Raw genomic sequence first — 22,665 nt, 5'->3', positions numbered from 1 at the left:
GCGATCATGAACACTCGTCTCGAAAAGTTTTACAAGGAAAACGTGGTGCCGGCCCTGATGAAGGAATTCGGCTACACCAATCCGATGGAAGTGCCGAAGCTGGTCAAGGTCACGCTCAACATGGGCGTGGGCGAGGCGGCTACCAACAAGAAGATTCTGGAAAATGCGGTCGCCGACATGTCCAAGATCTCCGGTCAGAAGCCGGTGGTCACCAAGTCGCGCGTTTCGGTCGCATCGTTCAAGATTCGTGACGGTTGGCCGATCGGCTGCAAGACCACGTTGCGTCGCGCCAAGATGTACGAGTTTCTGGATCGTCTGATCAACATCTCGCTGCCGCGCGTGCGCGACTTTCGTGGTGTTTCCGGTCGTTCCTTTGACGGTCGTGGCAACTTCAACATGGGTGTGAAGGAACAGATCATCTTCCCGGAAATCGACTTCGACGCCGTCGACGCGATCCGCGGTATGGATATCGCCATCACCACCACCGCCAAGACGGATGCGGAAGCGAAGGCGCTGCTGGCAGCGTTCAAGTTCCCGTTCCGTAACTGACCGTCGAGGACATCCGAAATGGCAAAGACCTCCATGATCCACCGCGATATCAAGCGTGCAAAGCTGGCGAAGAAATTCGCCGGCAAGCGTGATGCGCTGAAGAAGATCCTCTCCAGTCAGGATGCGTCCTACGAAGAGAAGATCGATGCGTCGACCAAGTTGCAGAAGCTGCCGCGCGATTCGTCGCCGAGCCGCCACCGCAACCGTTGCGAGTTGTCCGGCCGTCCGCGCGGTGTCTACCGCAAGTTCGGTCTGGGTCGCAACATGCTGCGCAAGGCCACGATGAACGGCGACGTTCCGGGCCTGCGCAAGGCAAGCTGGTAACAGCATTGCCGGCCGTTCGCGGCCGGCTTGAACAGGATGGTTCTGTTCAACAAGGGAGTCCGACGCAAGTCGGGCTCTTTTGTCGTATACTTCCGCTTCTGTCTTGCCCGCATGGGCCTGGCATGGCGTAAAGGGTCCTGGCCCATCCCCAGGAAAACACAAGATTTTCGCGAAAGCGGATATCGGTGCACTCAAAGGTACTCATATGAGCATGACTGATCCCATCGCCGACCTGCTGGTACGCATCAAGAATGCGGCCGCGGTTGGTAAGCAGACGGTGAAATTGCCGTCGTCCAAGATCAAGGTCGCGATCGCCCAGGTCCTGAAGGACGAGGGTTACATCACGGACCTGCGCGTGACAGCGACCGAGAACAACAAGTCGGAGCTGGAAATCGTGCTGAAGTATTTCGAAGGCCGCCCGGTCATCGAGACCCTGAAGCGTTTTTCGCGCTCGGGTCTGCGCCAGTACCGCGGCAAGACCGAGCTGCCCAAGGTCCTGGGTGGCCTGGGTATCGCCATCATCTCCACGTCGAAGGGCATCATGACCGATGCGCAGGCTCGCGAAGCCGGCGTTGGTGGTGAAGTCCTGTGCTTCGTGGCCTAAGGGAAGGAATCGATCATGTCCCGTGTAGCCAAGAAGCCTGTTTCCCTTCCGAAGGGTGTTGAACTCAACGTCCAGCCCGAGCTGGTCAGCGTCAAGGGCCCGAAGGGCACCCTGACCCTGCCGAAGCCGGTTGGCGTGGAAATCGCCATCGACGGCGACGTCGCCACGCTGTCGGCCAACGACCCGTCGCAGATCGCCATTACTGGCACCGTGCGCGCCATCCTGGCCAACATGGTCAAGGGCGTGTCCGAAGGCTTCGAGCGCAAGCTCGAGCTGGTCGGCGTCGGTTACCGTGCCGCCATGCAGGGCAAGGATCTGAGCCTGGCGCTCGGCTTCTCGCATCCGCTGGTGTTCGTGGCGCCGGAAGGCATCACGCTGTCGACCCCGACCCAGACCGAAATCTTGGTCCAGGGCGCCGACAAGCAGCGCGTCGGCGAAGTCGCCGCCAAGATTCGCGGTTTCCGTCCGCCGGAGCCCTATAAGGGCAAGGGTGTGAAGTACGCCGGTGAAGTCATCATTCGCAAGGAAGCCAAGAAGGCGTAACGCAGGTCCCTCTGCTAGGAGCCCGTCCATCCATGGCCGGACGTTTCGATGCAAAAGCCTGCTTCCTTCAGCTTCCGTAGGATAAATATCATGAGCATCAACAAGAACATCGCCCGTCTGCGTCGCGCCAAGTCCACCCGTTCGCACATCCGTGAACTGGGCGTCGCTCGCCTGTCGGTGCTGCGCACCGGCCAGCATCTGTATGCGCAGGTCTTCACCGCCGACGGCTCCAAGGTGATCGCTGCGGCGAACACCCTGCAGGCCGACGTCAAGGAAGGCCTGAAGAACGGCAAGAACAGCGATGCGGCCGTCAAGGTCGGCAAGCTGATCGCCGAGCGCGCCAAGGCTGCCGGCATCGAGAAGGTCGCATTCGACCGCTCGGGCTACCGCTACCATGGCCGTATCAAGGCGCTGGCCGACGCAGCTCGCGAAGGCGGCCTGCAGTTCTAAGCACTGCTGCGGATGTGGCCATCGGCCACATCCGCGTTACCGCCGGCAGGGGAGATGCCGGACCGTCCCGTTCTTTTGCAACGGAGCCGGGAACACAGCGTGACTCCACAACCATAAGCGGCCCCGAGCTGTACATACTCAATCAATCAAGGAATCAAGATGGCAGAAGAACGTGCACCGCGGGGTCGTGATCGCGACCGTAACCGCGAAGAGAAAGTCGACGATGGCATGATCGAAAAGCTGGTCGCGGTCAATCGCGTCAGCAAGACGGTCAAGGGCGGTCGCCAGTTCACCTTCACCGCGCTGACGGTGGTTGGCGATGGTCTGGGCAAGGTCGGTTTCGGGTATGGCAAGGCGCGCGAAGTGCCGGTCGCCATTCAGAAGTCGATGGAGCAGGCGCGCAAGAACCTGGCCACTGTCGATCTGAACAACGGTACCTTGTGGCATGCCGTCAAGTCCGGCCATGGCGCAGCGCGCGTCTACATGCAGCCGGCTTCGGAAGGTACGGGCGTCATCGCCGGCGGCGCGATGCGCGCCGTGCTGGAAGCGGTCGGCGTCAAGAACGTGCTGGCCAAGGCGGTTGGGTCGCGTAATCCGATCAACCTGGTCCGTGCAACCCTGAAGGGTCTGTCGGAAGTGCAGTCGCCGGCCCGTGTTGCGGCCAAGCGCGGCAAGAAGGTGGAGGAGCTCAACCATGGCTAAGGACACCAACAAGACCGTGAAGGTGCGCCTGGTGCGTGGCCTGCGTGGAACCCAGTCGCGTCACCGCCTGTCGGTGCGTGCGTTGGGCCTGAATAAGCTCAACGATGTGCGTGAACTGAAGGACAGCCCGCAGGTTCGCGGTCTGATCAATACCGTTCACTACCTCGTCAAGGTTGAGGACTAATCCCATGACTTTGCATCTCAATGACCTCAAGCCCGCCGACGGCGCCCGTACCGAGCGCACCCGCGTCGGTCGTGGCATCGGCTCCGGCCTTGGCAAGACCTGCGGCCGCGGCCACAAGGGTTCGTTCGCGCGTAAGGGCGGCGGCAAGATCAAGGCCGGCTTCGAAGGCGGCCAGACGCCGATGCAGCGCCGTCTGCCGAAGATCGGCTTCCGCTCCAAGATGGCGCGTGACAGTGCCGAAGTGTTGTCCTACCAGCTGGACAAGCTGGAAGCAGGTGAGATCGACTTTGCAGCGCTGCGTGCGGCCAATCTGGTCCCAAGCCGCGCCAAGAAGGCGAAGATCGTGCTGAAGGGCGAGCTGAGCAAGAAGTTCGTGCTGAAGGGTGTCGCCGCAAGTGCGGGCGCCAAGGCGGCAATCGAAGCTGCCGGCGGCAGCGTAGAGGAGTAATCGGCAGATGGCGCAGGCTGGCATTGGTAACCTCGGTGGCGGGCTCGGCAAGTTCACGGAACTTCGCCAGCGGCTACTGTTCGTCCTCGGGGCATTGATCGTCTATCGCATCGGCTGCTATGTGCCGGTGCCGGGCGTGAATCCCGATGCCATGCTTTCGTTGATGCAGGCGCAGGGCGGCGGCATCGTGGACATGTTCAACATGTTCTCGGGCGGCGCCCTGCACCGGTTCAGTATTTTTGCGTTGAACGTGATGCCGTATATCTCGGCATCGATCGTGATCCAGTTGGCCACGCACATCTTTCCCGCCCTCAAGGCGATGCAGAAGGAAGGCGAATCCGGCCGACGCAAGATCACCCAGTATTCGCGCATCGGTGCGGTGTTGCTGGCGGTGGTGCAGGGCGGCAGTATCGCGCTGGCACTGCAGAACCAGACCGCGCCTGGTGGCGCTCCGGTGGTATACGCGCCGGGCATGGGCTTTGTGCTCACCGCAGTGATTGCACTGACCGCCGGCACCATCTTTTTGATGTGGGTGGGCGAGCAGGTCACCGAGCGTGGCATCGGTAATGGTGTGTCGCTGATCATCTTTGCCGGCATCGTTGCAGGCCTTCCGTCGGCGGCAATCCAGACCGTCGAGGCCTTCCGCGAAGGCAATCTGAGCTTCATCTCGCTGCTGCTGATCGTCATCACCATTCTGGCGTTCACGCTGTTTGTGGTGTTTGTCGAACGCGGGCAGCGACGTATCACGGTCAATTACGCGCGCCGCCAGGGCGGTCGCAATGCGTACATGAACCAGACCTCGTTCCTGCCGCTGAAGCTCAATATGGCAGGCGTGATTCCGCCGATCTTCGCGTCCAGCATCCTGGCCTTCCCGGCGACGCTGTCGATGTGGTCCGGTCAGGCGGCGTCCGGCAGCGGCGTGGGTTCTTGGCTGCAGAAGATCGCCAATGCACTCGGGCCCGGCGAGCCGGTGCACATGCTGGTGTTCGCTGCACTGATCATCGGCTTTGCGTTCTTCTATACCGCGCTGGTGTTCAACTCGCAGGAAACCGCCGACAACCTCAAAAAGTCGGGTGCGTTGATTCCGGGTATCCGTCCGGGCAAGGCGACGGCCGATTACGTGGACGGCGTGCTGACACGTCTGACCGCAGCGGGTTCGTTGTATCTGGTGATCGTCTGCCTGCTGCCGGAAATCATGCGCACGCAGCTGGGCACCTCGTTCCACTTCGGTGGTACGTCGTTGCTGATCGCCGTGGTAGTGGTGATGGACTTCATCGCGCAGATCCAGGCCCATCTGATGTCGCATCAGTATGAGAGCCTGCTGAAGAAGGCCAACCTCAAGGGCGGCTCGCGCGGCGGTCTGGCGCGCAGTTAAGTGGTACACTAGATCTTCATTGCGTGAAGACGGCCTGGTTCCCGGGCCACGATCTTCCGATCAGAAGGGCGGCTCGCGCGACGTCTCGCGCGCGGGTGTGACGAGGTGGTCCTGTGCGGGAGTAGTACAGGCGATTCGGAGAGGTTTTCTGGGTCAACATCGTCCGGCGCCGGAGCGAGGGCACACTCCCCACGCCGGGTCCATGGAACTTTTGGTTCCACGGGCTTCAAAGCAATCCGAGGCCTTGCTACAATTCCGAGTTCACTTTTGATCCATCCTGCCGGATGGCGCCTGGGCGCTGTCGGGCCATCACTCAGTTGGAGAATCGCGTCATGGCGCGTATTGCAGGCGTCAACCTGCCAGCCCAGAAGCACGTCTGGGTCGGGTTGCAAAGCATCTACGGCATCGGCCGTACCCGTTCGAAGAAGCTCTGCGAATCCGCAGGCGTTACCTCGACCACGAAGATTCGTGATCTGTCCGAACCCGAAATCGAGCGCCTGCGCGCCGAGGTCGGCAAGTATGTCGTCGAAGGCGACCTGCGCCGCGAAATCGGTATCGCGATCAAGCGACTGATGGACCTGGGCTGCTATCGCGGTCTGCGTCATCGCCGTGGTCTCCCGCTGCGTGGTCAGCGCACCCGTACCAACGCCCGCACCCGTAAGGGTCCGCGCAAGGCGATCAGGAAGTAAGGGATAGATCATGGCAAAGCCAGCAGAAAAGAAAACGAAGAAGAAGATCAAGCGCGTCATCACTGACGGCGTCGCTCACGTCCACGCTTCGTTCAACAACACCATCGTCACCATCACCGATCGCCAGGGCAATGCGCTGTCGTGGGCCACGTCCGGCGGCGCCGGTTTCCGTGGTTCGCGCAAGTCGACCCCGTTCGCTGCTCAGGTTGCCGCCGAAAAGGCTGGCCGCGCTGCGCTCGACTACGGCGTGAAGTCGCTGGAAGTGCGTATCAAGGGTCCGGGTCCGGGCCGTGAGTCGGCCGTGCGTTCGTTGAACAACGTGGGCTACAAGATCACCAACATCATCGACGTGACGCCAATCCCGCACAACGGGTGCCGTCCGCCGAAGAAGCGTCGCGTCTAAAGGGAGCGATAAGAAATGGCTCGTTATATCGGTCCTACCTGTAAGCTCGCCCGCCGCGAAGGCGCCGACCTTTCCCTCAAGAGCCCGGCGCGCGCGCTGGACTCCAAGTGCAAGCTTGAGCAGAAGCCCGGCCAACACGGCGCGGCTCGCAAAGGCAAGCTCTCCGACTACGCTACCCAGCTGCGTGAAAAGCAGAAGGTCAAGCGCATCTACGGTCTGCTGGAACGCCAGTTCCGCAACTACTACAAGAAGGCCTCGACCAAGAAGGGCAACACCGGCGAGAACCTGCTGCAGTTGCTGGAAACCCGTCTGGACAACGTCTGCTACCGCATGGGCTTTGCCGTCACCCGTCCGGCCGCGCGCCAGCTGGTGTCGCACCGTGGCGTGCTGGTCAATGGCAAGTCGGTGAATCTGGCTTCGTACCAGATCAAGGCTGGCGATGCGATCACGCTGTCGGAAAAGGCACAGAAGCAGCTCCGCGTGCAGGAAGCCCTGACCGTGGCTGAGCAGCACGACATGACGCCGTCGTGGGTCGAAGTCGATTCGAAGAAGTTCAGCGGCGTGTTCAAGGCCGTGCCGGATCGCGCTGACCTGCCTTCGGATATCAACGAAGCGCTGATCGTCGAGTTGTATTCGAAGTAATTCACATTGGAGAGCCTCCGGCACCGCCGGAGGTTCGCAGGAGACCCCGCAACATGACGGTTACCGCCAACCAGGTTCTGCGCCCCCGTGGTCCGCAGATCGAACGTCTTACCGACAATCGCGCAAAGGTCGTGATCGAGCCCTTGGAGCGCGGTTACGGACACACGCTGGGCAATGCCCTGCGTCGTGTGCTGTTGTCGTCGATCCCGGGTTTTGCGATCACCGAGGTCGAGATCGACGGCGTGCTGCACGAGTACACCACGGTCGAAGGGCTGCAGGAAGACGTGCTTGACGTCCTGCTCAACCTGAAAGACGTGGCGATTCGTATGCATAGTGGCGACAGCGCGACGCTGTCGTTGTCCAAGCAGGGTCCGGGCACGGTCACTGCGGCCGACATTAGGACCGATCACAACGTCGAGATCATCAACGGCGACCACGTGATCTGCCACCTGACCAAGGACACGGCGCTGAACATGCGCCTGAAGATCGAGCGTGGTTTCGGCTATCAGCCGGCCGCCGCGCGTCGTCGTCCGGACGAAGAGACCCGCACCATCGGTCGTCTGATGCTGGATGCGTCGTTCTCGCCGGTGCGTCGCGTCGCCTATGCCGTGGAAGCTGCGCGTGTTGAACAGCGCACCGACCTCGACAAGCTGGTGATCGATATCGAGACCAACGGCACGATCGATGCCGAGGAAGCCGTGCGCACCGCCGCCGACATCCTCAGCGATCAGCTGTCGGTGTTCGGCGATTTCACCCACCGCGATCGCGGTGCAGCCAAGCCGGCTGCCAGCGGCGTGGATCCGGTGCTGCTGCGCCCGATCGACGACCTTGAGCTGACCGTGCGTTCGGCCAACTGCCTCAAGGCTGAGAGCATTTACTACATCGGCGATCTGATCCAGAAAACCGAAGTGGAGCTGCTCAAGACCCCGAATCTTGGCAAGAAGTCGCTGACCGAAATCAAGGAAGTGCTGGCACAGCGCGGCCTTGCACTGGGCATGAAGCTGGAGAACTGGCCGCCGGCCGGTGTCGCCCAGCACGGCATGCTTGGTTAATGCATCACCGCATGGGCGTCTTCGGGCGCCCATGCTGTTTTTTTACATCGACGGGCCGAAGCCCGCGGTGACATCCGGTCAAAGGACGGCCGGCTCGGACCAACCGCAGTCCATTCAACAGCGCCAGGATGGCGACAACGTCTCTCAAGCAGTCTCAACATTTCTTAGGAAATCACACTCATGCGTCACCAGAAATCCGGTCGTAAATTCAACCGCACCAGCGCGCACCGCGAAGCCATGTTCCGCAATATGGCCGCTTCGCTGTTCAAGCACGAGCTGATCAAGACCACCTTGCCGAAGGCCAAGGAACTGCGTCGCGTCGCCGAGCCGCTGATCACCATCGGCAAGGTCGATGGCGTTGCCAATCGTCGTCTGGCGTTTGCGCGTCTGCGCGACAAGGAAGCAGTGGGCAAGCTGTTCGTCGAGCTGGGCCCGCGTTACGCGACCCGTCCCGGCGGTTACCTGCGCATCCTGAAGGCTGGCTTCCGTGCCGGTGACAATGCGCCGATGGCGTATGTCGAGCTGGTCGACCGTCCGGTCGTCGCCGAGGAAGTGGCCGAGTAATCGGTTCGCTCTTCGCAAAGATTCTCAAAAAGCCCGGCTAGCGCCGGGCTTTTTCATTGCGGTCCGGAACAGTGCCGGTCGATCTCGGCTCGCGCTTGCAGAAGTACAGTGCACGGACGTGCAGGAACCGAGGAAGGTCGAAAAGTCGCCGCAAGGATGGTCGCGACCGGGCGGCGTCCGCCCATTTACAAGGTGACGCGTGACTTTCGGCATGCATGGCTGTACAGGACGTGGTGACGTGCGACCTGCCCGATGCAGGCCTCCGTGGTCACCACGGCAGCGATGGCTGATAATCGGGCATTCGATCCTAGGCAAGCGGTAGCGATGAATCCATTTCGTTGGGGTTTCCGGGCGCAGTTTCTGCTGGGCTTTCTTGCATGCGCAGGACTGCTTGCCTATGCGATCTACGTGCAGCTGCATCTTGGGCTTGAGCCTTGCCCGCTATGCATCTTCCAGCGGATCGCCTTTGCGGCACTGGCGGTGTTGTTTCTGCTGGGCGCGTTGCATGGGCCGCGCGCAGCGGGCACGCGCAAGCTCTATGGCGTGCTGAGCTTCATTGCTGCCGGCGTCGGCATGGGCATCGCGGCGCGGCATGTCTGGGTGCAGATCCGGCCCAAGGACATGATGTCTTCGTGCGGACCGCCGTTGAGCTTTTTGAGCGAGACGATGGGGCCGTTCGAAGTGTTCCGCACCGTGCTGACCGGCACCGGCGACTGCGGCAATATCGATTGGCGCTTTCTGGGCCTGAGCATGCCGATGTGGAGCATGCTGTGGTTCGTGGGCCTGGCGCTATGGGCGCTGTATGCCGGCTTCAAGCAGCGTGGTCCGCGTAAATTGTTCTGATCGTTTCGTTCCGGCGCTGGCCGGCGCCCGAGATTTCTGGAGTTCACGATGTCCGCTTCCCCTCATTCGTCCGTCAACCAGGCAGACCACTGGTCGCCGCAGAGCTGGCGGCAGCGTCCGGCGTTGCAGATGCCGGTCTACCCGGACGCCGTTGCGCTGGAACACACGCTGGGCGAGTTGCGGCAGTTGCCACCGCTGGTGACCTCCTGGGAAATCTTCGCGCTCAAGCGCCAGCTGGCAGAGGCGCAGGAAGGCAAGCGCTTCCTGCTGCAGGGCGGCGACTGCGCCGAGAATTTCAGCGATTGCGAATCGGGCACGATCTCCAATCGCCTGAAAGTGCTGCTGCAAATGAGCCTGGTGCTGGTGCACGGCCTGCACCTGCCGGTAGTGCGGGTAGGGCGCTTTGCCGGGCAGTACGCCAAGCCACGTTCGGCCGACACCGAAACCCGCGACGGGGTGACCTTGCCGAGCTACCGCGGCGATGTGATCAACGCGCCGGCCTTCACCGAAGCGGCGCGCGTGCCGGATCCGCAGCGCATGATCACCGCGCACTCGCGCTCGGCGATGACGATGAATTTCGTACGCGCCCTGATCGACGGCGGCTTTGCCGACCTGCACCATCCCGAATACTGGAATCTGGACTGGGTAGGGTATTCGCCGCTGGCGGCGGACTACCAGAAGATGGTGGCATCGATCGGCGATGCGGTGCGCTTCATGGAGACCCTGTCCGGCGCGGAGGTCTACAACCTCAACCGCATCGACTTCTACACTTCGCACGAGGCGCTGTTGCTGCCGTACGAGGAAGGCCTGACCCGGCAGGTGCCGCGCCAGTGGGGCTGGTTCAACCTGAGCACGCATTACCCGTGGATCGGCATGCGTACTGCCGCGCTGGATGGCGCGCATGTGGAATACCTGCGTGGCGTGCGTAACCCGATCGCGATCAAGGTAGGGCCATCGGTGCAGCCGGATCAGCTGTTGCGTCTGATCGACGTGCTCAACCCGGAAGACGAACCCGGCCGCCTGAGCTTCATCCATCGCATGGGTGCGGCGCAGATCGCCGAGAGGTTGCCGCCGCTGCTGGAGGCGGTCAAGCGCGATGGGCGTCGGGTGTTATGGGTATGCGATGCGATGCACGGCAATACCGAAAGCACAGGAAATGGCTATAAAACACGGCGTTTCGACAATATCCGCAGCGAGGTCGAGTTGTCGTTCGATCTGCATGCCGCAGCCGGGACGCGGCTGGGCGGGGTACATCTGGAACTGACCGGCGAAGACGTCACCGAATGTACCGGTGGTGCGCGCGAGCTGACCGAGCGCGATCTGGAGCGAGCCTACCGTTCCAGCGTGGATCCGCGTTTGAACTACGAGCAGTCGCTGGAAATCGCAATGGCGATCGTGCGCAAGCAACAGCAGGTGGCGTCGCAGCCGCTGGGCGCGTGATGTCACCGTGCGCATGACGTGATGCTCATGCCGCGTGCGGCATGATGCTGCAGCCATCCCTCTTTCCCCCCACAGGAGGAACGGTTTGACTGCCGATTGGAACGTCATCCGCGAATACGCAATCCCGCTTGGTGCCGCGCTGCTGGCGGGCATCGTCACCTGGTCGTTGATGCTGTGGCTGTTTCGCCGCATGCAGGGCCGCGACTATCGCCGTGCTCGCATCATCCGCGTGGTCACGCTGCCGGCCGCCTTCATCCTGCCGCTGCTGTTTCTGGGCATCGCCACCGAGGCGACCCCGCTCTCCGGCAACGGGCTGGTAGCGGTGCAGCATCTGCTGCACGTCGGCATCGTCGGCTGCGTGACCTGGCTGTTGGTACGTGCAGTGTCCGCCGGCGAGATGGCGATCCTGCGCAGCAACCCCATCGAAGTCTCCGACAACCTCACCGCAAGGCGCATCCAGACCCAGACACGCGTGCTGAGCCGGGTGGTGATGGGCGCGGTGATCCTGCTCGGCATCTCGGTGGTGCTGCTGACCTTCCCGCAGGTGCGCCAGATCGGCAAGACGCTGCTGGCATCGGCCGGCATCATCGGCCTGGTGGCCGGTATCGCGGCCAAGCCGGTGTTCGGCAACCTGATTGCCGGTCTGCAGATTGCCCTGACCCAGCCGATCCGGCTGGATGATGTGGTGATCGTGGAGGGCGAATGGGGCCGCATCGAGGAGATCGGCAGCTCGTATGTGGTGGTGCGGATCTGGGACGAGCGGCGCATGGTGGTGCCGTTGACCTGGTGGATCGAGCACCCGTTCCAGAACTGGACACGCAGCAGCGCCGATCTGCTCGGTACCGCGTTTTTGTGGCTGGATTACCGTACCCCGATCGCGGCGGTGCGCGCCGAGCTGGAGCGCATCTGCAAGAGTGAGCCGCTCTGGGACGGACGGGTATGCGTGACCCAGGTGACAGAGACCAGCGAGAGTACGATCCAGGTGCGCCTGCTGGTGAGTGCGCGCAATTCCGGCGATGCGTTCGATCTGCGCTGCATCAGCCGCGAGCGCATGATCGACTTCCTGACCCGAGAGCACCCTTACGCACTGCCCAGGATCCGCGCCGAAATCGCCGCGCAGGAAAAGCCGCCCCTGCGCGCTGCCGCGCCGATAGCCCAGGAGAGCGTGCGCTCGCCCGGTGCTGAAGACGGCGAGCCTGCAACTACGGTGTAGCTGCAGGCGCGGCCGTCGGTGCGCTGGGCACAGTCGGCACATAGCGGGGCGCAATACGCGCCTTGCTGCGTTGTTCGTAGGCGTAGGCCAGTGCGATCAGGCGCGGCTCGCTCCAGGCGCTGCCCATGAACAACAAGCCCAGCGGCAGGCCCTGGGTCTGTCCCATCGGCACGCTCAGGCTGGGATAACCGGCCACCGCGGCCGCACCGTAGCCGGCTCCGGGAAAGGTATCGCCCTTGACCAGGTCGGTGACCCAGGCAGCACCGGTGGTCGGCACGATCAGCGCGTCCAGCCGATTGGCCTGCAGCGCGGCGTCGATGCCTTCCGGCCCCGCCAGCCGTTTGGCAGTGGCGCGGGCCGTGAGATACCCGGCATCGTCCAGTCCGGCCGCAGCCTGCGCCTGCTCGAACAGCTCCTGCCCGAAGTAGGGCATCTCGCGTTGCGCGTGGCTGCGATTGAAGGCGATCAACTGCTCCAGACTCGACACCGGAGCGGTGTGGCTGCGCAGATACGCGTTCAGGCCGGCCTTGAACTCGACCAACAAGACCGTTTGCTCTGCAGCGTCCCACTGACCATCGGTGGCCAGGCTGGTTTCGATGACGGTGGCGCCGGCGGCGCGCAGGGTCTGCACGGCGCGCTCCAGCGTGGCGGCGATGGCTGGATCTTCGCGCAAGGGATTGCGCAGCAGGCCCAGGCGCGCCCTACGCAGGCCGTCGGGCTTGAGGTGCGCCAAGTAGTTTGGTGGGGACGCTGGCGCAGTGCGCGCAGCCGGATCCTGCGGGTCTGGCACGGCGATCGCCTGCAGCACGGCGGCCGCATCGGCGACGCTGCGCGTCATCGGGCCGGCGGTGTCCTGGCTGGCAGAGATTGGAATGATGCCGTCGCGGCTGACCAGGCCCACGGTCGGCTTGAGCCCGACCAAACCGTTCACCGAGGCCGGGCAGGTGATGCTGCCGTCGGTTTCGGTGCCGATGCCGACCGTGGCCAGGCTGGCGGCGATCGCCGCGCCGGTGCCGGCACTGGAGCCGCAGGGATTGCGATCCAGCGCGTACGGATTGCGGGTCAGCCCGCCGCGTGCGCTCCAGCCGGAGCTGGACTTGGTGGAACGGAAGTTGGCCCATTCGCTCAGGTTGGTCTTGCCCAGGATCACCACGCCGGCGGCGCGCAAGCGCTGCACCAAGAACGCGTCGCGGCCGGGCCTGAAATCGGCCAGGGCCAGCGAGCCGGCGCTGTTGGCCATCGGCAGCGCATCGATGTTGTCCTTGAGCAACACCGGAATGCCATGCAGGGGCCCGCGCACGTGGCCGGCGAGGCGTTCGGCGTCCAATGCACGCGCGTCGGCTTCGGCTTGCGGGTTGAGTTCGATCACTGAATTGAGGGTAGGGCCGGCGCGATCGATGGTCGCGACGCGCTGCAGGTACGCGCGGGTCAGATCCAAACTACTGGTCTTGCCGGCAGCCATGCGTGCCTGCAGGCCGATGATGTCGGCATCGATCAGATCGTCTTGCCTGGCAGTGGCTGCGGTGGCACTGGCCGGGGTCAGGCTATCGGCATGCGCACAGCCGCACAGCGCAAGCAGCAGCGCGAAGGACAAGGTGGTGGATCGCATTGGCGGTCTTCCCCGGAGGACTGTTGGCAGGCTAACGGCCCTGCGTCGGGGTGACAACGTGTATGAGCTGCCCGCAGGCGGGCAGGGTGCGTCAGCGATGCCGGCGCCTGATCAGATCGCGTGCCAGCACGCCGACCACGATCAGATTGATCGCCAGCACGCCCCAGGCGGTCCAGCCGGGATGGCGAACGATGGCGTAGATATCGAAAGGCAGGTAGATGGCCGCCGACAGGCAGCCCAACAGCGACGCCCAGGCCTTGGCACGCCACAGACCCCAGGCTTCCACCACGTGCAGCAGGCCGTAGGCCAGCATTGCGGCAGCGGCCAGATGGACGGCGTCGGGACTGATAGTCTTGAGCAACGACGGCAGGGCGCCGTGCTCGGGGTCCAGATTGAAGCGGCGGATCAGCGTGCTGACCGCGTTCTGCAGCGGGAGCGGGCCCAGAATTTCCAGGCCCGTTGCCGCCAACAGCGCGAGCGTCCCCTTGACCGCCTCTAGCAAGGCGATCACATGCAGCCCCGGATGCGCACGCGGATCCGGGCTGTAGGGCGTGTTGCTCACGGAGATGGATTGCCCGTGCTTAGCCGGAACGGCCAGCGCGTTTGCGGTCGCTTTCGGTGAGGAACTTCTTGCGCAGGCGGATTTCCTTCGGGGTGACTTCCACCAGCTCGTCGTCCTCGATGAAGTCCAGCGCCTGCTCCAGCGTGTACTTGATCGCCGGCGTCAGCTTGATCGCATCGTCCTTGCCCGAGGCGCGCATGTTGGTCAGCGGCTTGGTCTTGATCGCATTGACGGTCAGATCGTTGTCCTTGGAGTGGATACCGACCAGCTGACCTTCGTACACGTTGTCGCCTTCGGCAGCGAACAGGCGGCCACGCTCTTCCAGCGGCCCCAGCGCATAGGCCGGGGTGGCGCCTGGCGCATTGGCGATCATCACGCCGTTCTGGCGCTTGGCGATGGCGCCCTGTTCCTTCGGGCCGTAATGGTCAAACACGTGGAACAGCAGACCCGAGCCCTGGGTCAGGGTGCGGAACTCGTTCTGGAAGCCGATCAGGCCACGCGCCGGGATCATGTAGTCAAGGCGCACGCGGCCCTTGCCGTCCGGCTCCATGTTCTTCAGCTGGCCCTTGCGGGTGCCCAGCTTTTCCATCACACCGCCCTGGTGCTGTTCTTCGATGTCCACCACAAGCTGTTCGATCGGCTCCATCTGCTTGCCGTCGATCTCCTTGATGATCACTTCCGGACGCGACACGGCCAGCTCGTAGCCTTCACGACGCATGTTCTCGATCAGCACCGACAGATGCAGTTCGCCACGGCCGGAAACCAGGAACTTGTCGGCGTCGGAGCCTTCCTCGACCTTCAGTGCCACGTTGTGCACCTTCTCGCGGTCCAGACGGTCGCGCAGCTGGCGGCTGGTCAGGAACTTGCCGCCGGACAGGTCCTTGTTGCCGGCGAACGGCGAGTTGTTGACCTGGAAGGTCATCGAGATGGTGGGCTCGTCCACGGTGAGTGCCGGCAGCGCTTCCGGGGCGTCGAGTGCGCACACGGTGTCGGAAATGGTCAGCTCGGCCACGCCGGAGATGGCCACGATGTCGCCGGCCTCGGCGGTGTCCTGCTCGATGCGCTCCAGGCCCAAAAAGCCCAGCACCTGCAGCACCTTGCCCTGGCGCTTCTTGCCTTCGCGGTCGATCACGCTGACCGGCATGTTCTTCTTCAGCACGCCGCGCTGGATGCGGCCGATGCCGATCACGCCGACGAAGTTGTTGTAGTCCAGCTGGCTGATGCGCATCTGGAACGGGCCGTCCGGATCCACGTCCGGTGCCGACACGTGCTGCATGATCGCTTCGTACAGCGCGGTCATGTCGCCGTCGCGCACGCTCGAATCCAGGCTGGCGTAGCCGTTCAGGGCGGAGGTGTAGACGATCGGGAAGTCCAGCTGCTCGTCGGTGGCGCCGAGCTTGTCGAACAGGTCGAACACCTGGTCGATGACCCAGTCCGGGCGTGCGCCGGGACGGTCGATCTTGTTGACCACCACGATCGGCTTGAAGCCCATCGCGAACGCCTTCTGGGTCACGAAGCGGGTCTGCGGCATCGGGCCGTCCATCGCGTCGACCAGGATCAGCACCGAGTCCACCATCGACAGCACGCGCTCGACTTCGCCACCGAAGTCGGCGTGTCCGGGGGTGTCGACGATGTTGATGCGGTTGCCGTTCCAGGTGATGGCCGTGTTCTTGGCCAGGATCGTGATGCCACGCTCCTTTTCCTGGTCGTTGCTGTCCATCACGCGCTCAGCCAGCACGGTGCGCTCGGACAGGGTGCCGGACTGCTTCAGCAGGCAGTCGACGAGGGTGGTCTTGCCATGGTCGACGTGCGCGACGATGGCGATATTGCGGAGTTTTTCGATAGACATGCGGAAAGGGCCCCTGTCTGGCGCCAGTCTTGAGATGAGGTAAGCCCGACATTATAGCGGTTTCGTTGCCGTGCCGTTGCGTTCGGCCGCCGGGCGGTCCAAAACGCCCATTCAGCTTGATCCGGCACCCCCGACGATGGTCCAACCTGCACGGTCGCCTGCACGGCCGGGTGTATCCTAATGGGCTGTCATACACCCTGAAACCTGCAAGGATTTCCATGTCCCTGATTGCCCATTTCGACACCACCCGCGGCCCGATCGCGGTCGAGCTGTTCGCCGACAAGGCCCCGCTGACCGTCGCCAACTTCGTCAACCTGGTCCAGCGCGGCTTCTACGATGGCCTGAGCTTCCACCGCGTCATCGCCGACTTCATGATCCAGGGCGGTTGCCCGGAAGGCTCCGGCCGCGGCGGCCCCGGCTACCGTTTCGAGGATGAAGCCAACAACGGCGTCGGTCACGACCGCGGCGTGCTGTCCATGGCCAATGCCGGCCCCAACACCAACGGCAGCCAGTTCTTCATCACCCACACCGCCACCCCGTGGCTGGACGGCAAGCACACCGTGTTCGGCAAGGTCACCCAGGGCCTGGACGTGGTCGATGCCGTCGCCCAGGGCGACGTGATCAACAAGGTGACGATCGAAGGCGATACCGACGCCGTGCTGGCCGCCAAGGCCGACCGCGTCGCGGAGTGGAACAAGATCCTCGCCGCCTGATGTCGTTCCCCGAACGGCCGCCCTGTGCGGCCGTTCGTCTGTCACTGCGCGCCGCCAGGCCCTGCGCCACGCCAGCGTTCACCTCCACCCACGTTTTTTAGCAGAGGAAACTCCCCATGAAAGCACCTGTTCGTGTTGCCGTGACCGGCGCTGCCGGCCAGATCGGCTATGCCCTGCTGTTCCGCATCGCCTCCGGCGAAATGCTGGGCAAGGATCAGCCGGTGATCCTGCAATTGCTGGAACTGTCCAATGAAAAGGCCCAGGCCGCGCTCAAGGGCGTGATCATGGAGCTGGAAGACTGCGCATTCCCGTTGTTGGCCGGCGTGGTCGGCACCGACGACGCCGAAGTGGCGTTCAAGGACATCGACGTCGCCCTGCTGGTCGGTGCGCGTCCGCGCGGCCCGGGCATGGAGCGCAAGGACCTGCTGCTGGAGAACGCCAAGATCTTCACCGCGCAGGGCGCGGCGCTGAACAAGGTCGCCAAGCGTGACGTCAAGGTGCTGGTGGTCGGCAACCCGGCCAACACCAATGCCTACATTGCGATGAAGTCGGCGCCGGATCTGAACCCGAAGAACTTCACCGCCATGCTGCGTCTGGACCACAACCGCGCGCTCAGCCAGCTGTCGCAGAAGCTCGGCAAGCCGGTCGGCGGCATCGAGAAGCTGGTGGTGTGGGGCAACCACAGCCCGACCATGTACCCGGACTACCGTTTCGCCACCGCCGATGGTGCGTCCATCGGCGATGCGATCAATGACCAGGAATGGAACGCGTCCACCTTCATCCCGACCGTGGGCAAGCGCGGCGCGGCGATCATCGAAGCGCGCGGCCTGTCCTCGGCTGCGTCGGCCGCCAATGCCGCCATCGATCACGTGCGTGACTGGGTGCTGGGCAGCAACGGCAAGTGGGTGACGATGGGCGTGCCGTCCGACGGCTCCTACGGCATTCCGGAAGGCGTGATCTTCGGCTTCCCGGTGACCACCGCCAACGGCGAGTACACCCTGGTCAAGGATCTGCCGATCGACGACTTCAGCCAGAAGTACATCGACAAGACCCTGGCCGAGCTGGAAGAAGAGCGCAGCGGCGTGTCGCATCTGCTGGGCTGAGTTTTTGGCCTTGCTGCTGTAGCAAAAACGCCGGGCAGTGCCCGGCGTTTTTTATGTGCGCTTATGCGATGCAGTGCGCGAGACGCGGTGGCTGCGGCGCGGAAAGGACACAGGCATGTCCATCGATGTTGCAAAACCGGTGCGAGACGTGTGGCCGCCGCACCGATCGGCTGGTGCGATGCACTCAGGCCAGGCCTTCGGCCTTCAATGCGGCCTGCACATCCGCATCGTCCAGCATGCGCTGCACGAACGCACCCACCGCGCTCAGGCCGCTCAGGTCCACGCCCACCTTCTGCGCCCATCGCAGCGTCACGAACAGATACGCATCGGCGCCGGTGTGGGTATCGCTTGCCAGCCAGTTGCGCCCCTGCAGATGCGTGTCGACACGTTCGTAAAAGGTGCGCAACTTGCTGCGTGCGTCGTCATGGCTGCGCGCGATCAGTGCGTCGTCCTGCAGATAGGCGGTGCTGCCGAAGATCGGCTTGAAGGCCGGATGCACATCGGCGTTGGCGAAGGCGATCCAGCGATTGATCTCCGCACGGCTGCGCGCGGTGCCATCGCCGGACAGGCCGGTGAGCGGTGCTATGTCGGCGATGTAGTTGAGGATGGCGGCGTTCTGGGTCAGTGCCCAGTCGTCGACGACCAGCAGCGGCACGGCGCCGGCCGGGTTGAGGCGCAGATACTCGGGGGACTTCATCGTGGCGGCGTCGACCACCTGCAGATCGAAGGGCAGCCCCGACCAGCGCAGCACGATGTGATCCGCCAGCGAACACGCGCCCGGCTTGGTGTACAGCTTCATGAGAATTTCCGCACAGGAACGAAGACGCAAGCTTAGCGGCAACGCGTGAGTGCGTGGGCAGCGTCAGGATGCGGTGCGCGGGCGCAGCTTCTGTACGCGATAGAACGTGTGGTCGCCGATGGTGGCCACCTGGTACGCGTTGCGCCAGCTTGGGCTTGCGATCGCGCTTGCGGCAAAGTGACTGGCGCCCGGCACGATTTCCTTGCGTTGCCCGACCGGCAGTGCCCAGTTGCGCTCTGCAGCCATCGCCACATCCAGCGCCTTGTTCCAGGCATCGTCGTTTTTCAGTTGCGTTCCCGGAGCCACGATGGTGGGCGCGAACTGCTTGCGCGCGGTGACTACCTGGCACATCGAATCGCCCCACAAACCGCTATCCAGCCGACGCAACGCAACTTCGGCGACGGCTTGCTGGCCGCGCAAGGTCTGATCACGCGCTTCCAGGTACACGGTGGTGCTCAAGCACAACGAATCTGCAGCCGGCTGCGGCAACAACTGCGACAGCCAAAGTATCCAAACCAGTTTCATATAACTCCTTGCTCCGTATGGGCCGATCCGCAGGGCATCCAATGTGGATGCACCAGTGCAGAGGGCTTGGCGTCATGGGGAGGCGACCTGCCACGGGTCGCCCGGTCTCCGGCGAAAGAAGATCTACCGGAGGTGCCCACCAGATGCGGCGGGTCAAAAAGTTGGCGCAAGGTAGGCGTCGATCACAGAATCGCGGCTGAATAGGCAGGTTGACGTGTGTGATCGCTTGGGGCATCTACGGCTTTGCTCGCTTACACAACGCGCCCCTTCGTTGAATGCGTCGCATCGCGGTGGCGACAGCGGATGTCGCAAGACATCTTGGCGCAGGGTGCATGCAACGGTATGCGTTTGCGTAGTTGTCAGCGAGACGTCATGCGTTGCGCTGGGCTACAGATGCGGCACCATCTCAAGTCTACATTACACGTCATCGTCACCGATGAATGTGCTTGTGCGATGGTGTCTTGCAGTAGTGCCTAAACATCGAGATGCACACACAGGTGCATGAAGGCACTGTCAGTGCCCGGTGTCTGCTGCTACTGGGATCGCGCATTGCGCGCTTGCTTGCGCATCGCAGAATCCGGGGTTGCACGCACTAAAGGAGGCCGCCGAATTGACCGACGCAAAATTGATGGAGGTAGGCAAAAAGCGCCACAAGGCTGTTTGCTCTCGCACTGCATCATCAAGTCGCTCGCCAAAGCCTGCGTGCACACCCCGCAGCAATGACTCAATGGCGTTTCAGATGGCTGTAATGTCCGCACGAAGATATGCAGCCGAAGTCGCCAGAACTATCGGCACGATTTTTTCGACGGTATCAGTGGCGCATCTGCATTGACCGAGTGACGACTGCATCGCACGCCTGCTGCACTTTTGCTCATTTACGCTGTGCATGTTCGAACGTATCAGGCGTGTTGAATCGCACGCATCAAGTTCGATACGGTGCGAGATGATTTCATGCAGACATGCAGACATGCAGACATGCAGACATGCAGACATGCAGACATGCAGACATGCAGACCAGCGGCATTCGCATTGTCACCGGCGCGATCGATGGCAGCGTCTGGATTCGCACCGATCTGGCCACTCGGATCTCGGCCTACAAACTCGCGCCGGCATCGGACGGATGGATCGGTCATCGCTCACTAACGCCATTACTAGCGTTGACGTTGAGTGAGTCAGGCGCCACGACACTCGCACACGGGTTCGTGCCGGTGTCGCGAGCAGGCTGCTGTGGCTTTCAGCGCTTCGCGGCAACGCGCGTCACAACCTGGCCGCCAATCGGCACGCCTGATTGATCGCACGCTTGGCATCCAGTTCGGCAGCGACATCCGCACCGCCGATCAGATGCGGTTGTTGGCCGGCTGCCTGCAGCGCGGCAAGCAAGTCGCGGCGCGGTTCCTGGCCGGCGCAGATCACCACCGTGCCGACATCGAGCAGCTGTTCCGTACCTTCCACGCGGATCCGCAGCCCGGCGTCGTCCACGCCCAGGTATTCCACACCGCCAAGCATCTTGACGCCCTTGGCCTTGAGCGTGGCGCGGTGGATCCAGCCGGTGGTCTTGCCCAGGCGCGCGCCGGGTTTGCCGGGGCTGCGCTGCAGCAGCCAGACCTGACGGGCTGGGCCCTCGGGCTGCGGTCTGGCCAATGCGCCAGCTGTCTCGAAGCTGGGGTCCACGCCCCATTCGGCCATCCAGCGTGCAGGGTCCAGCGACGGCGATGGCCCTGTGTGCACGAGAAATTCGCCGACATCGAAGCCGATCCCGCCGGCCCCGATGATCGCGACCCTGTCGGCGGCGACATGGCGGCCTAGCACCACGTCCAGATAACTCACGACCATCGGGTGATCGGCGCCGGGGAAGTCCACCTTGCGCGGCTCGATGCCGGTGGCCAGCACGATCTCGTCGAAGTCTTTCAGGTCTGCCGCTTCTACATGGGTATTCAGGCGCAGCTGCACCCCGGTCGCGTCGATGCGGTGACCGAAGTAGCGCAGCGTCTCGTTGAATTCCTCCTTGCCCGGGATGCGCCTGGCGACGTTGAATTGCCCGCCGATTGCATCGCCTGCATCGAACAAGGTGACGCGATGACCGCGCTCGGCGGCCACCGTCGCGCACGCCAGGCCGGCCGGGCCGGCACCGACCACCGCAATGCGCCTGGGGTTGGCAGTCGGTGCATAGATCAGTTCGGTTTCGTGCGCTGCGCGTGGGTTGACCAGGCAGCTCGCCAGCTTGTTGTCGAACACATGGTCCAGGCAGGCTTGATTGCAGGCGATGCAGGTGTTGATGGCGTGCGACTGGCCGGTGCGGGCCTTGTTGGCCCACTGCGGGTCGGCCAGCAGCGGGCGCGCCAGCGACACCATGTCGGCCGCGCCGTCGGCCAGGATGCGTTCGGCCACTTCGGGCATGTTGATGCGGTTGGTGGCCACCACCGGAATGCGCAGGTGCGGCTTGAGCTTGGCGGTCACACCGGCAAATGCCGCGCGCGGTACCGAGGTGGCGATGGTCGGGATGCGTGCCTCGTGCCAGCCGATGCCGGAATTGATGATGGTCGCGCCAGCCGCCTCGATTGCCTGCGCCTGCGTCAGGATGTCCTGCCACTGGTTGCCGTCTTCGACCAGGTCCACCAGCGACAGCCGGTAGATGATGATGAAGTCCGGCCCGCAGGCCTCACGGATGCGTCGCACGATCTCCGCCGCAAAGCGCATGCGCTTGGCCGCATCGCCACCCCAGGCATCGCTGCGCTGGTTGGTGCGCGCAGCGGTGAATTCGTTGATCAGATAGCCTTCCGATCCCATCACCTCCACCCCGTCGTAGCCGGCGTCGCGCGCCAGCCGCGCCGCACGCGCGTAGGCGGCGATCTGCCGGTCCACCGCACGTGCCGATAGCGCGCGTGGGGTGAACGGATTGATCGGCGCCTTGAGTCTGGACGGCGCCACCGACAGCGGATGATAGGCGTAGCGCCCGGCATGCAGTAGCTGCAGGCAGATCTTGGCGCCGTGGGCGTGTACCGCCTGGGTGACCTGACGATGCGGGCGCACTTCCCACGGCCACGACAGCTTGCCGCCGAACGGCTTGAGCCAACCCACCACGTTCGGCGAAAAACCGCCGGTGACGATCAAGCCGACCCCGCCGGCAGCGCGCTCGGCGAAATACACGGCCAATTTGGGGAAATCGCGCGCACGGTCTTCCAGACCGGTGTGCATCGAGCCCATCAGGACGCGGTTGCGCAGTTGCGTGAAGCCCAGATCGAGCGGTGCGAACAGGTGCGGATAGGACGAGACAGACGGGCCGGTGGCGGGCGACATGGCAAGATACGCTGGCGTACGGAGTGCGCACGATGCAGGCAAACGGGCGTGACGGCAAGTCTTGACGCCGCGCTGCTGCTATCGGCAGCGTGGGGCCGGGGAGGTCAGGGCGGCTGGCTTGCGCACCGGGCCGCGCACCAGCTAAGGCGCTCCACACCTGACTAAGCCCGACCAACCGCGCCA

General features: G+C 63.4%; 26 protein-coding genes. 20 read left to right on the top strand and 6 right to left on the bottom strand.

Annotation, left to right across the window (positions count from 1 at the left end):
• The first annotated feature begins 6 nt into the window (after positions 1-6).
• From rplE to FHT08_RS09035, 17 genes are all read left to right on the top strand, one after another.
• On the top strand, positions 7-549 hold the full coding sequence (gene rplE, locus FHT08_RS09115) for a 50S ribosomal protein L5 (RefSeq protein WP_010371090.1): 543 nt from the start codon (positions 7-9) through the stop codon (positions 547-549).
• 18 nt (positions 550-567) lie between these two features.
• Positions 568-873: a 30S ribosomal protein S14 gene (gene rpsN / locus FHT08_RS09110; RefSeq protein WP_005917137.1), complete on the top strand. Its 306-nt coding sequence runs from the start codon at positions 568-570 to the stop codon at positions 871-873.
• A gap of 205 nt (positions 874-1,078) precedes the next feature.
• Positions 1,079-1,477, top strand: a complete 399-nt coding sequence (rpsH, locus tag FHT08_RS09105) for a 30S ribosomal protein S8 (protein ID WP_010371096.1) — start codon at positions 1,079-1,081, stop codon at positions 1,475-1,477.
• Positions 1,478-1,492: 15 nt separating this feature from the next.
• Positions 1,493-2,020, top strand: a complete 528-nt coding sequence (rplF, locus tag FHT08_RS09100) for a 50S ribosomal protein L6 (RefSeq protein WP_104532919.1) — start codon at positions 1,493-1,495, stop codon at positions 2,018-2,020.
• Positions 2,021-2,110: 90 nt separating this feature from the next.
• Positions 2,111-2,470, top strand: coding sequence for a 50S ribosomal protein L18 (rplR, locus tag FHT08_RS09095; protein WP_016900655.1), 360 nt, complete (start codon positions 2,111-2,113; stop codon positions 2,468-2,470).
• A gap of 159 nt (positions 2,471-2,629) precedes the next feature.
• Positions 2,630-3,172, top strand: a complete 543-nt coding sequence (gene rpsE / locus FHT08_RS09090) for a 30S ribosomal protein S5 (protein WP_003486682.1) — start codon at positions 2,630-2,632, stop codon at positions 3,170-3,172.
• Entirely contained in the window at positions 3,165-3,356 is a 192-nt protein-coding gene (rpmD, locus tag FHT08_RS09085; RefSeq protein ID WP_024938563.1) for a 50S ribosomal protein L30, read from the top strand. Before rpsE ends, rpmD begins: the two co-directional genes overlap by 8 nt.
• A 4-nt stretch (positions 3,357-3,360) precedes the next feature.
• On the top strand, positions 3,361-3,804 hold the full coding sequence (gene rplO / locus FHT08_RS09080) for a 50S ribosomal protein L15 (protein ID WP_016900650.1): 444 nt from the start codon (positions 3,361-3,363) through the stop codon (positions 3,802-3,804).
• Positions 3,805-3,811: 7 nt separating this feature from the next.
• Positions 3,812-5,179, top strand: coding sequence for a preprotein translocase subunit SecY (gene secY / locus FHT08_RS09075; protein ID WP_016900648.1), 1,368 nt, complete (start codon positions 3,812-3,814; stop codon positions 5,177-5,179).
• Between the two features lie 332 nt (positions 5,180-5,511).
• Positions 5,512-5,868: a 30S ribosomal protein S13 gene (gene rpsM, locus FHT08_RS09070; protein ID WP_003486672.1), complete on the top strand. Its 357-nt coding sequence runs from the start codon at positions 5,512-5,514 to the stop codon at positions 5,866-5,868.
• 10 nt (positions 5,869-5,878) lie between these two features.
• Positions 5,879-6,271 (top strand): 30S ribosomal protein S11, encoded by a 393-nt coding sequence (gene rpsK / locus FHT08_RS09065; RefSeq protein ID WP_003486671.1) that lies wholly within the window; start codon positions 5,879-5,881, stop codon positions 6,269-6,271.
• A 15-nt stretch (positions 6,272-6,286) separates the two neighbouring features.
• The gene (gene rpsD / locus FHT08_RS09060) at positions 6,287-6,913 is read left to right on the top strand and encodes a 30S ribosomal protein S4 (protein ID WP_002811641.1); all 627 of its coding nucleotides are present in this window, start codon (positions 6,287-6,289) and stop codon (positions 6,911-6,913) included.
• Positions 6,914-6,966: 53 nt separating this feature from the next.
• Positions 6,967-7,965, top strand: coding sequence for a DNA-directed RNA polymerase subunit alpha (gene rpoA, locus FHT08_RS09055; protein WP_002811635.1), 999 nt, complete (start codon positions 6,967-6,969; stop codon positions 7,963-7,965).
• Positions 7,966-8,145: 180 nt separating this feature from the next.
• Entirely contained in the window at positions 8,146-8,529 is a 384-nt protein-coding gene (gene rplQ / locus FHT08_RS09050; protein ID WP_003486665.1) for a 50S ribosomal protein L17, read from the top strand.
• A 324-nt stretch (positions 8,530-8,853) separates the two neighbouring features.
• Complete coding sequence (locus tag FHT08_RS09045; RefSeq protein ID WP_039523787.1) at positions 8,854-9,372, top strand: disulfide bond formation protein B; 519 nt, start codon at positions 8,854-8,856, stop codon at positions 9,370-9,372.
• Positions 9,373-9,420: 48 nt separating this feature from the next.
• Positions 9,421-10,812, top strand: coding sequence for a 3-deoxy-7-phosphoheptulonate synthase class II (locus tag FHT08_RS09040; protein WP_104604302.1), 1,392 nt, complete (start codon positions 9,421-9,423; stop codon positions 10,810-10,812).
• A gap of 85 nt (positions 10,813-10,897) precedes the next feature.
• Positions 10,898-12,025: a mechanosensitive ion channel family protein gene (locus FHT08_RS09035; RefSeq protein WP_166774923.1), complete on the top strand. Its 1,128-nt coding sequence runs from the start codon at positions 10,898-10,900 to the stop codon at positions 12,023-12,025.
• On the opposite strand, the gene FHT08_RS09030 is transcribed toward FHT08_RS09035, so the two are convergent.
• The 3 genes from FHT08_RS09030 to typA all read right to left on the bottom strand — a co-directional run bounded on the left by FHT08_RS09030 (position 12,015) and on the right by typA (position 16,045).
• On the bottom strand, positions 12,015-13,619 hold the full coding sequence (locus FHT08_RS09030) for an amidase (RefSeq protein ID WP_208409010.1): 1,605 nt from the start codon (positions 13,617-13,619) through the stop codon (positions 12,015-12,017). The genes FHT08_RS09035 and FHT08_RS09030 overlap by 11 nt on opposite strands.
• Positions 13,620-13,725: 106 nt before the next feature.
• On the bottom strand, positions 13,726-14,145 hold the full coding sequence (locus tag FHT08_RS09025) for a DUF2127 domain-containing protein (protein ID WP_181126412.1): 420 nt from the start codon (positions 14,143-14,145) through the stop codon (positions 13,726-13,728).
• A gap of 70 nt (positions 14,146-14,215) precedes the next feature.
• Positions 14,216-16,045, bottom strand: a complete 1,830-nt coding sequence (gene typA / locus FHT08_RS09020; RefSeq protein ID WP_104538410.1) for a translational GTPase TypA — start codon at positions 16,043-16,045, stop codon at positions 14,216-14,218.
• A 218-nt stretch (positions 16,046-16,263) separates the two neighbouring features.
• On the opposite strand from typA, the gene FHT08_RS09015 reads away from it, so the two are divergent.
• Positions 16,264-16,758 carry a peptidylprolyl isomerase gene (locus FHT08_RS09015; protein WP_104538409.1) on the top strand — a complete coding sequence of 165 codons (495 nt, stop codon included), beginning with the start codon at positions 16,264-16,266 and terminating at the stop codon, positions 16,756-16,758.
• Positions 16,759-16,874: 116 nt separating this feature from the next.
• Positions 16,875-17,861 carry a malate dehydrogenase gene (locus tag FHT08_RS09010; protein WP_024938556.1) on the top strand — a complete coding sequence of 329 codons (987 nt, stop codon included), beginning with the start codon at positions 16,875-16,877 and terminating at the stop codon, positions 17,859-17,861.
• A 184-nt stretch (positions 17,862-18,045) separates the two neighbouring features.
• On the opposite strand, the gene FHT08_RS09005 is transcribed toward FHT08_RS09010, so the two are convergent.
• Entirely contained in the window at positions 18,046-18,660 is a 615-nt protein-coding gene (locus FHT08_RS09005; RefSeq protein ID WP_166774921.1) for a glutathione S-transferase N-terminal domain-containing protein, read from the bottom strand.
• A 63-nt stretch (positions 18,661-18,723) separates the two neighbouring features.
• Complete coding sequence (locus FHT08_RS09000; protein WP_104538406.1) at positions 18,724-19,185, bottom strand: cell wall hydrolase; 462 nt, start codon at positions 19,183-19,185, stop codon at positions 18,724-18,726.
• A 1,007-nt stretch (positions 19,186-20,192) separates the two neighbouring features.
• Here FHT08_RS09000 and FHT08_RS08995 point away from each other — a divergent pair.
• Positions 20,193-20,477, top strand: coding sequence for a hypothetical protein (locus FHT08_RS08995; RefSeq protein WP_166774920.1), 285 nt, complete (start codon positions 20,193-20,195; stop codon positions 20,475-20,477).
• On the opposite strand, the gene FHT08_RS08990 is transcribed toward FHT08_RS08995, so the two are convergent.
• Entirely contained in the window at positions 20,443-22,482 is a 2,040-nt protein-coding gene (locus FHT08_RS08990; RefSeq protein ID WP_166774919.1) for an NADPH-dependent 2,4-dienoyl-CoA reductase, read from the bottom strand. The genes FHT08_RS08995 and FHT08_RS08990 overlap by 35 nt on opposite strands.
• Between the last annotated feature and the right edge of the window lie 183 nt (positions 22,483-22,665).

Origin of the sequence: Xanthomonas sp. CFBP 8151 (assembly GCF_011761885.1) — a bacterium.
Taxonomy (GTDB): Bacteria; Pseudomonadota; Gammaproteobacteria; order Xanthomonadales; family Xanthomonadaceae; genus Xanthomonas; species Xanthomonas arboricola_B.
This window is presented reverse-complemented; position numbering and strand designations above follow the sequence as displayed.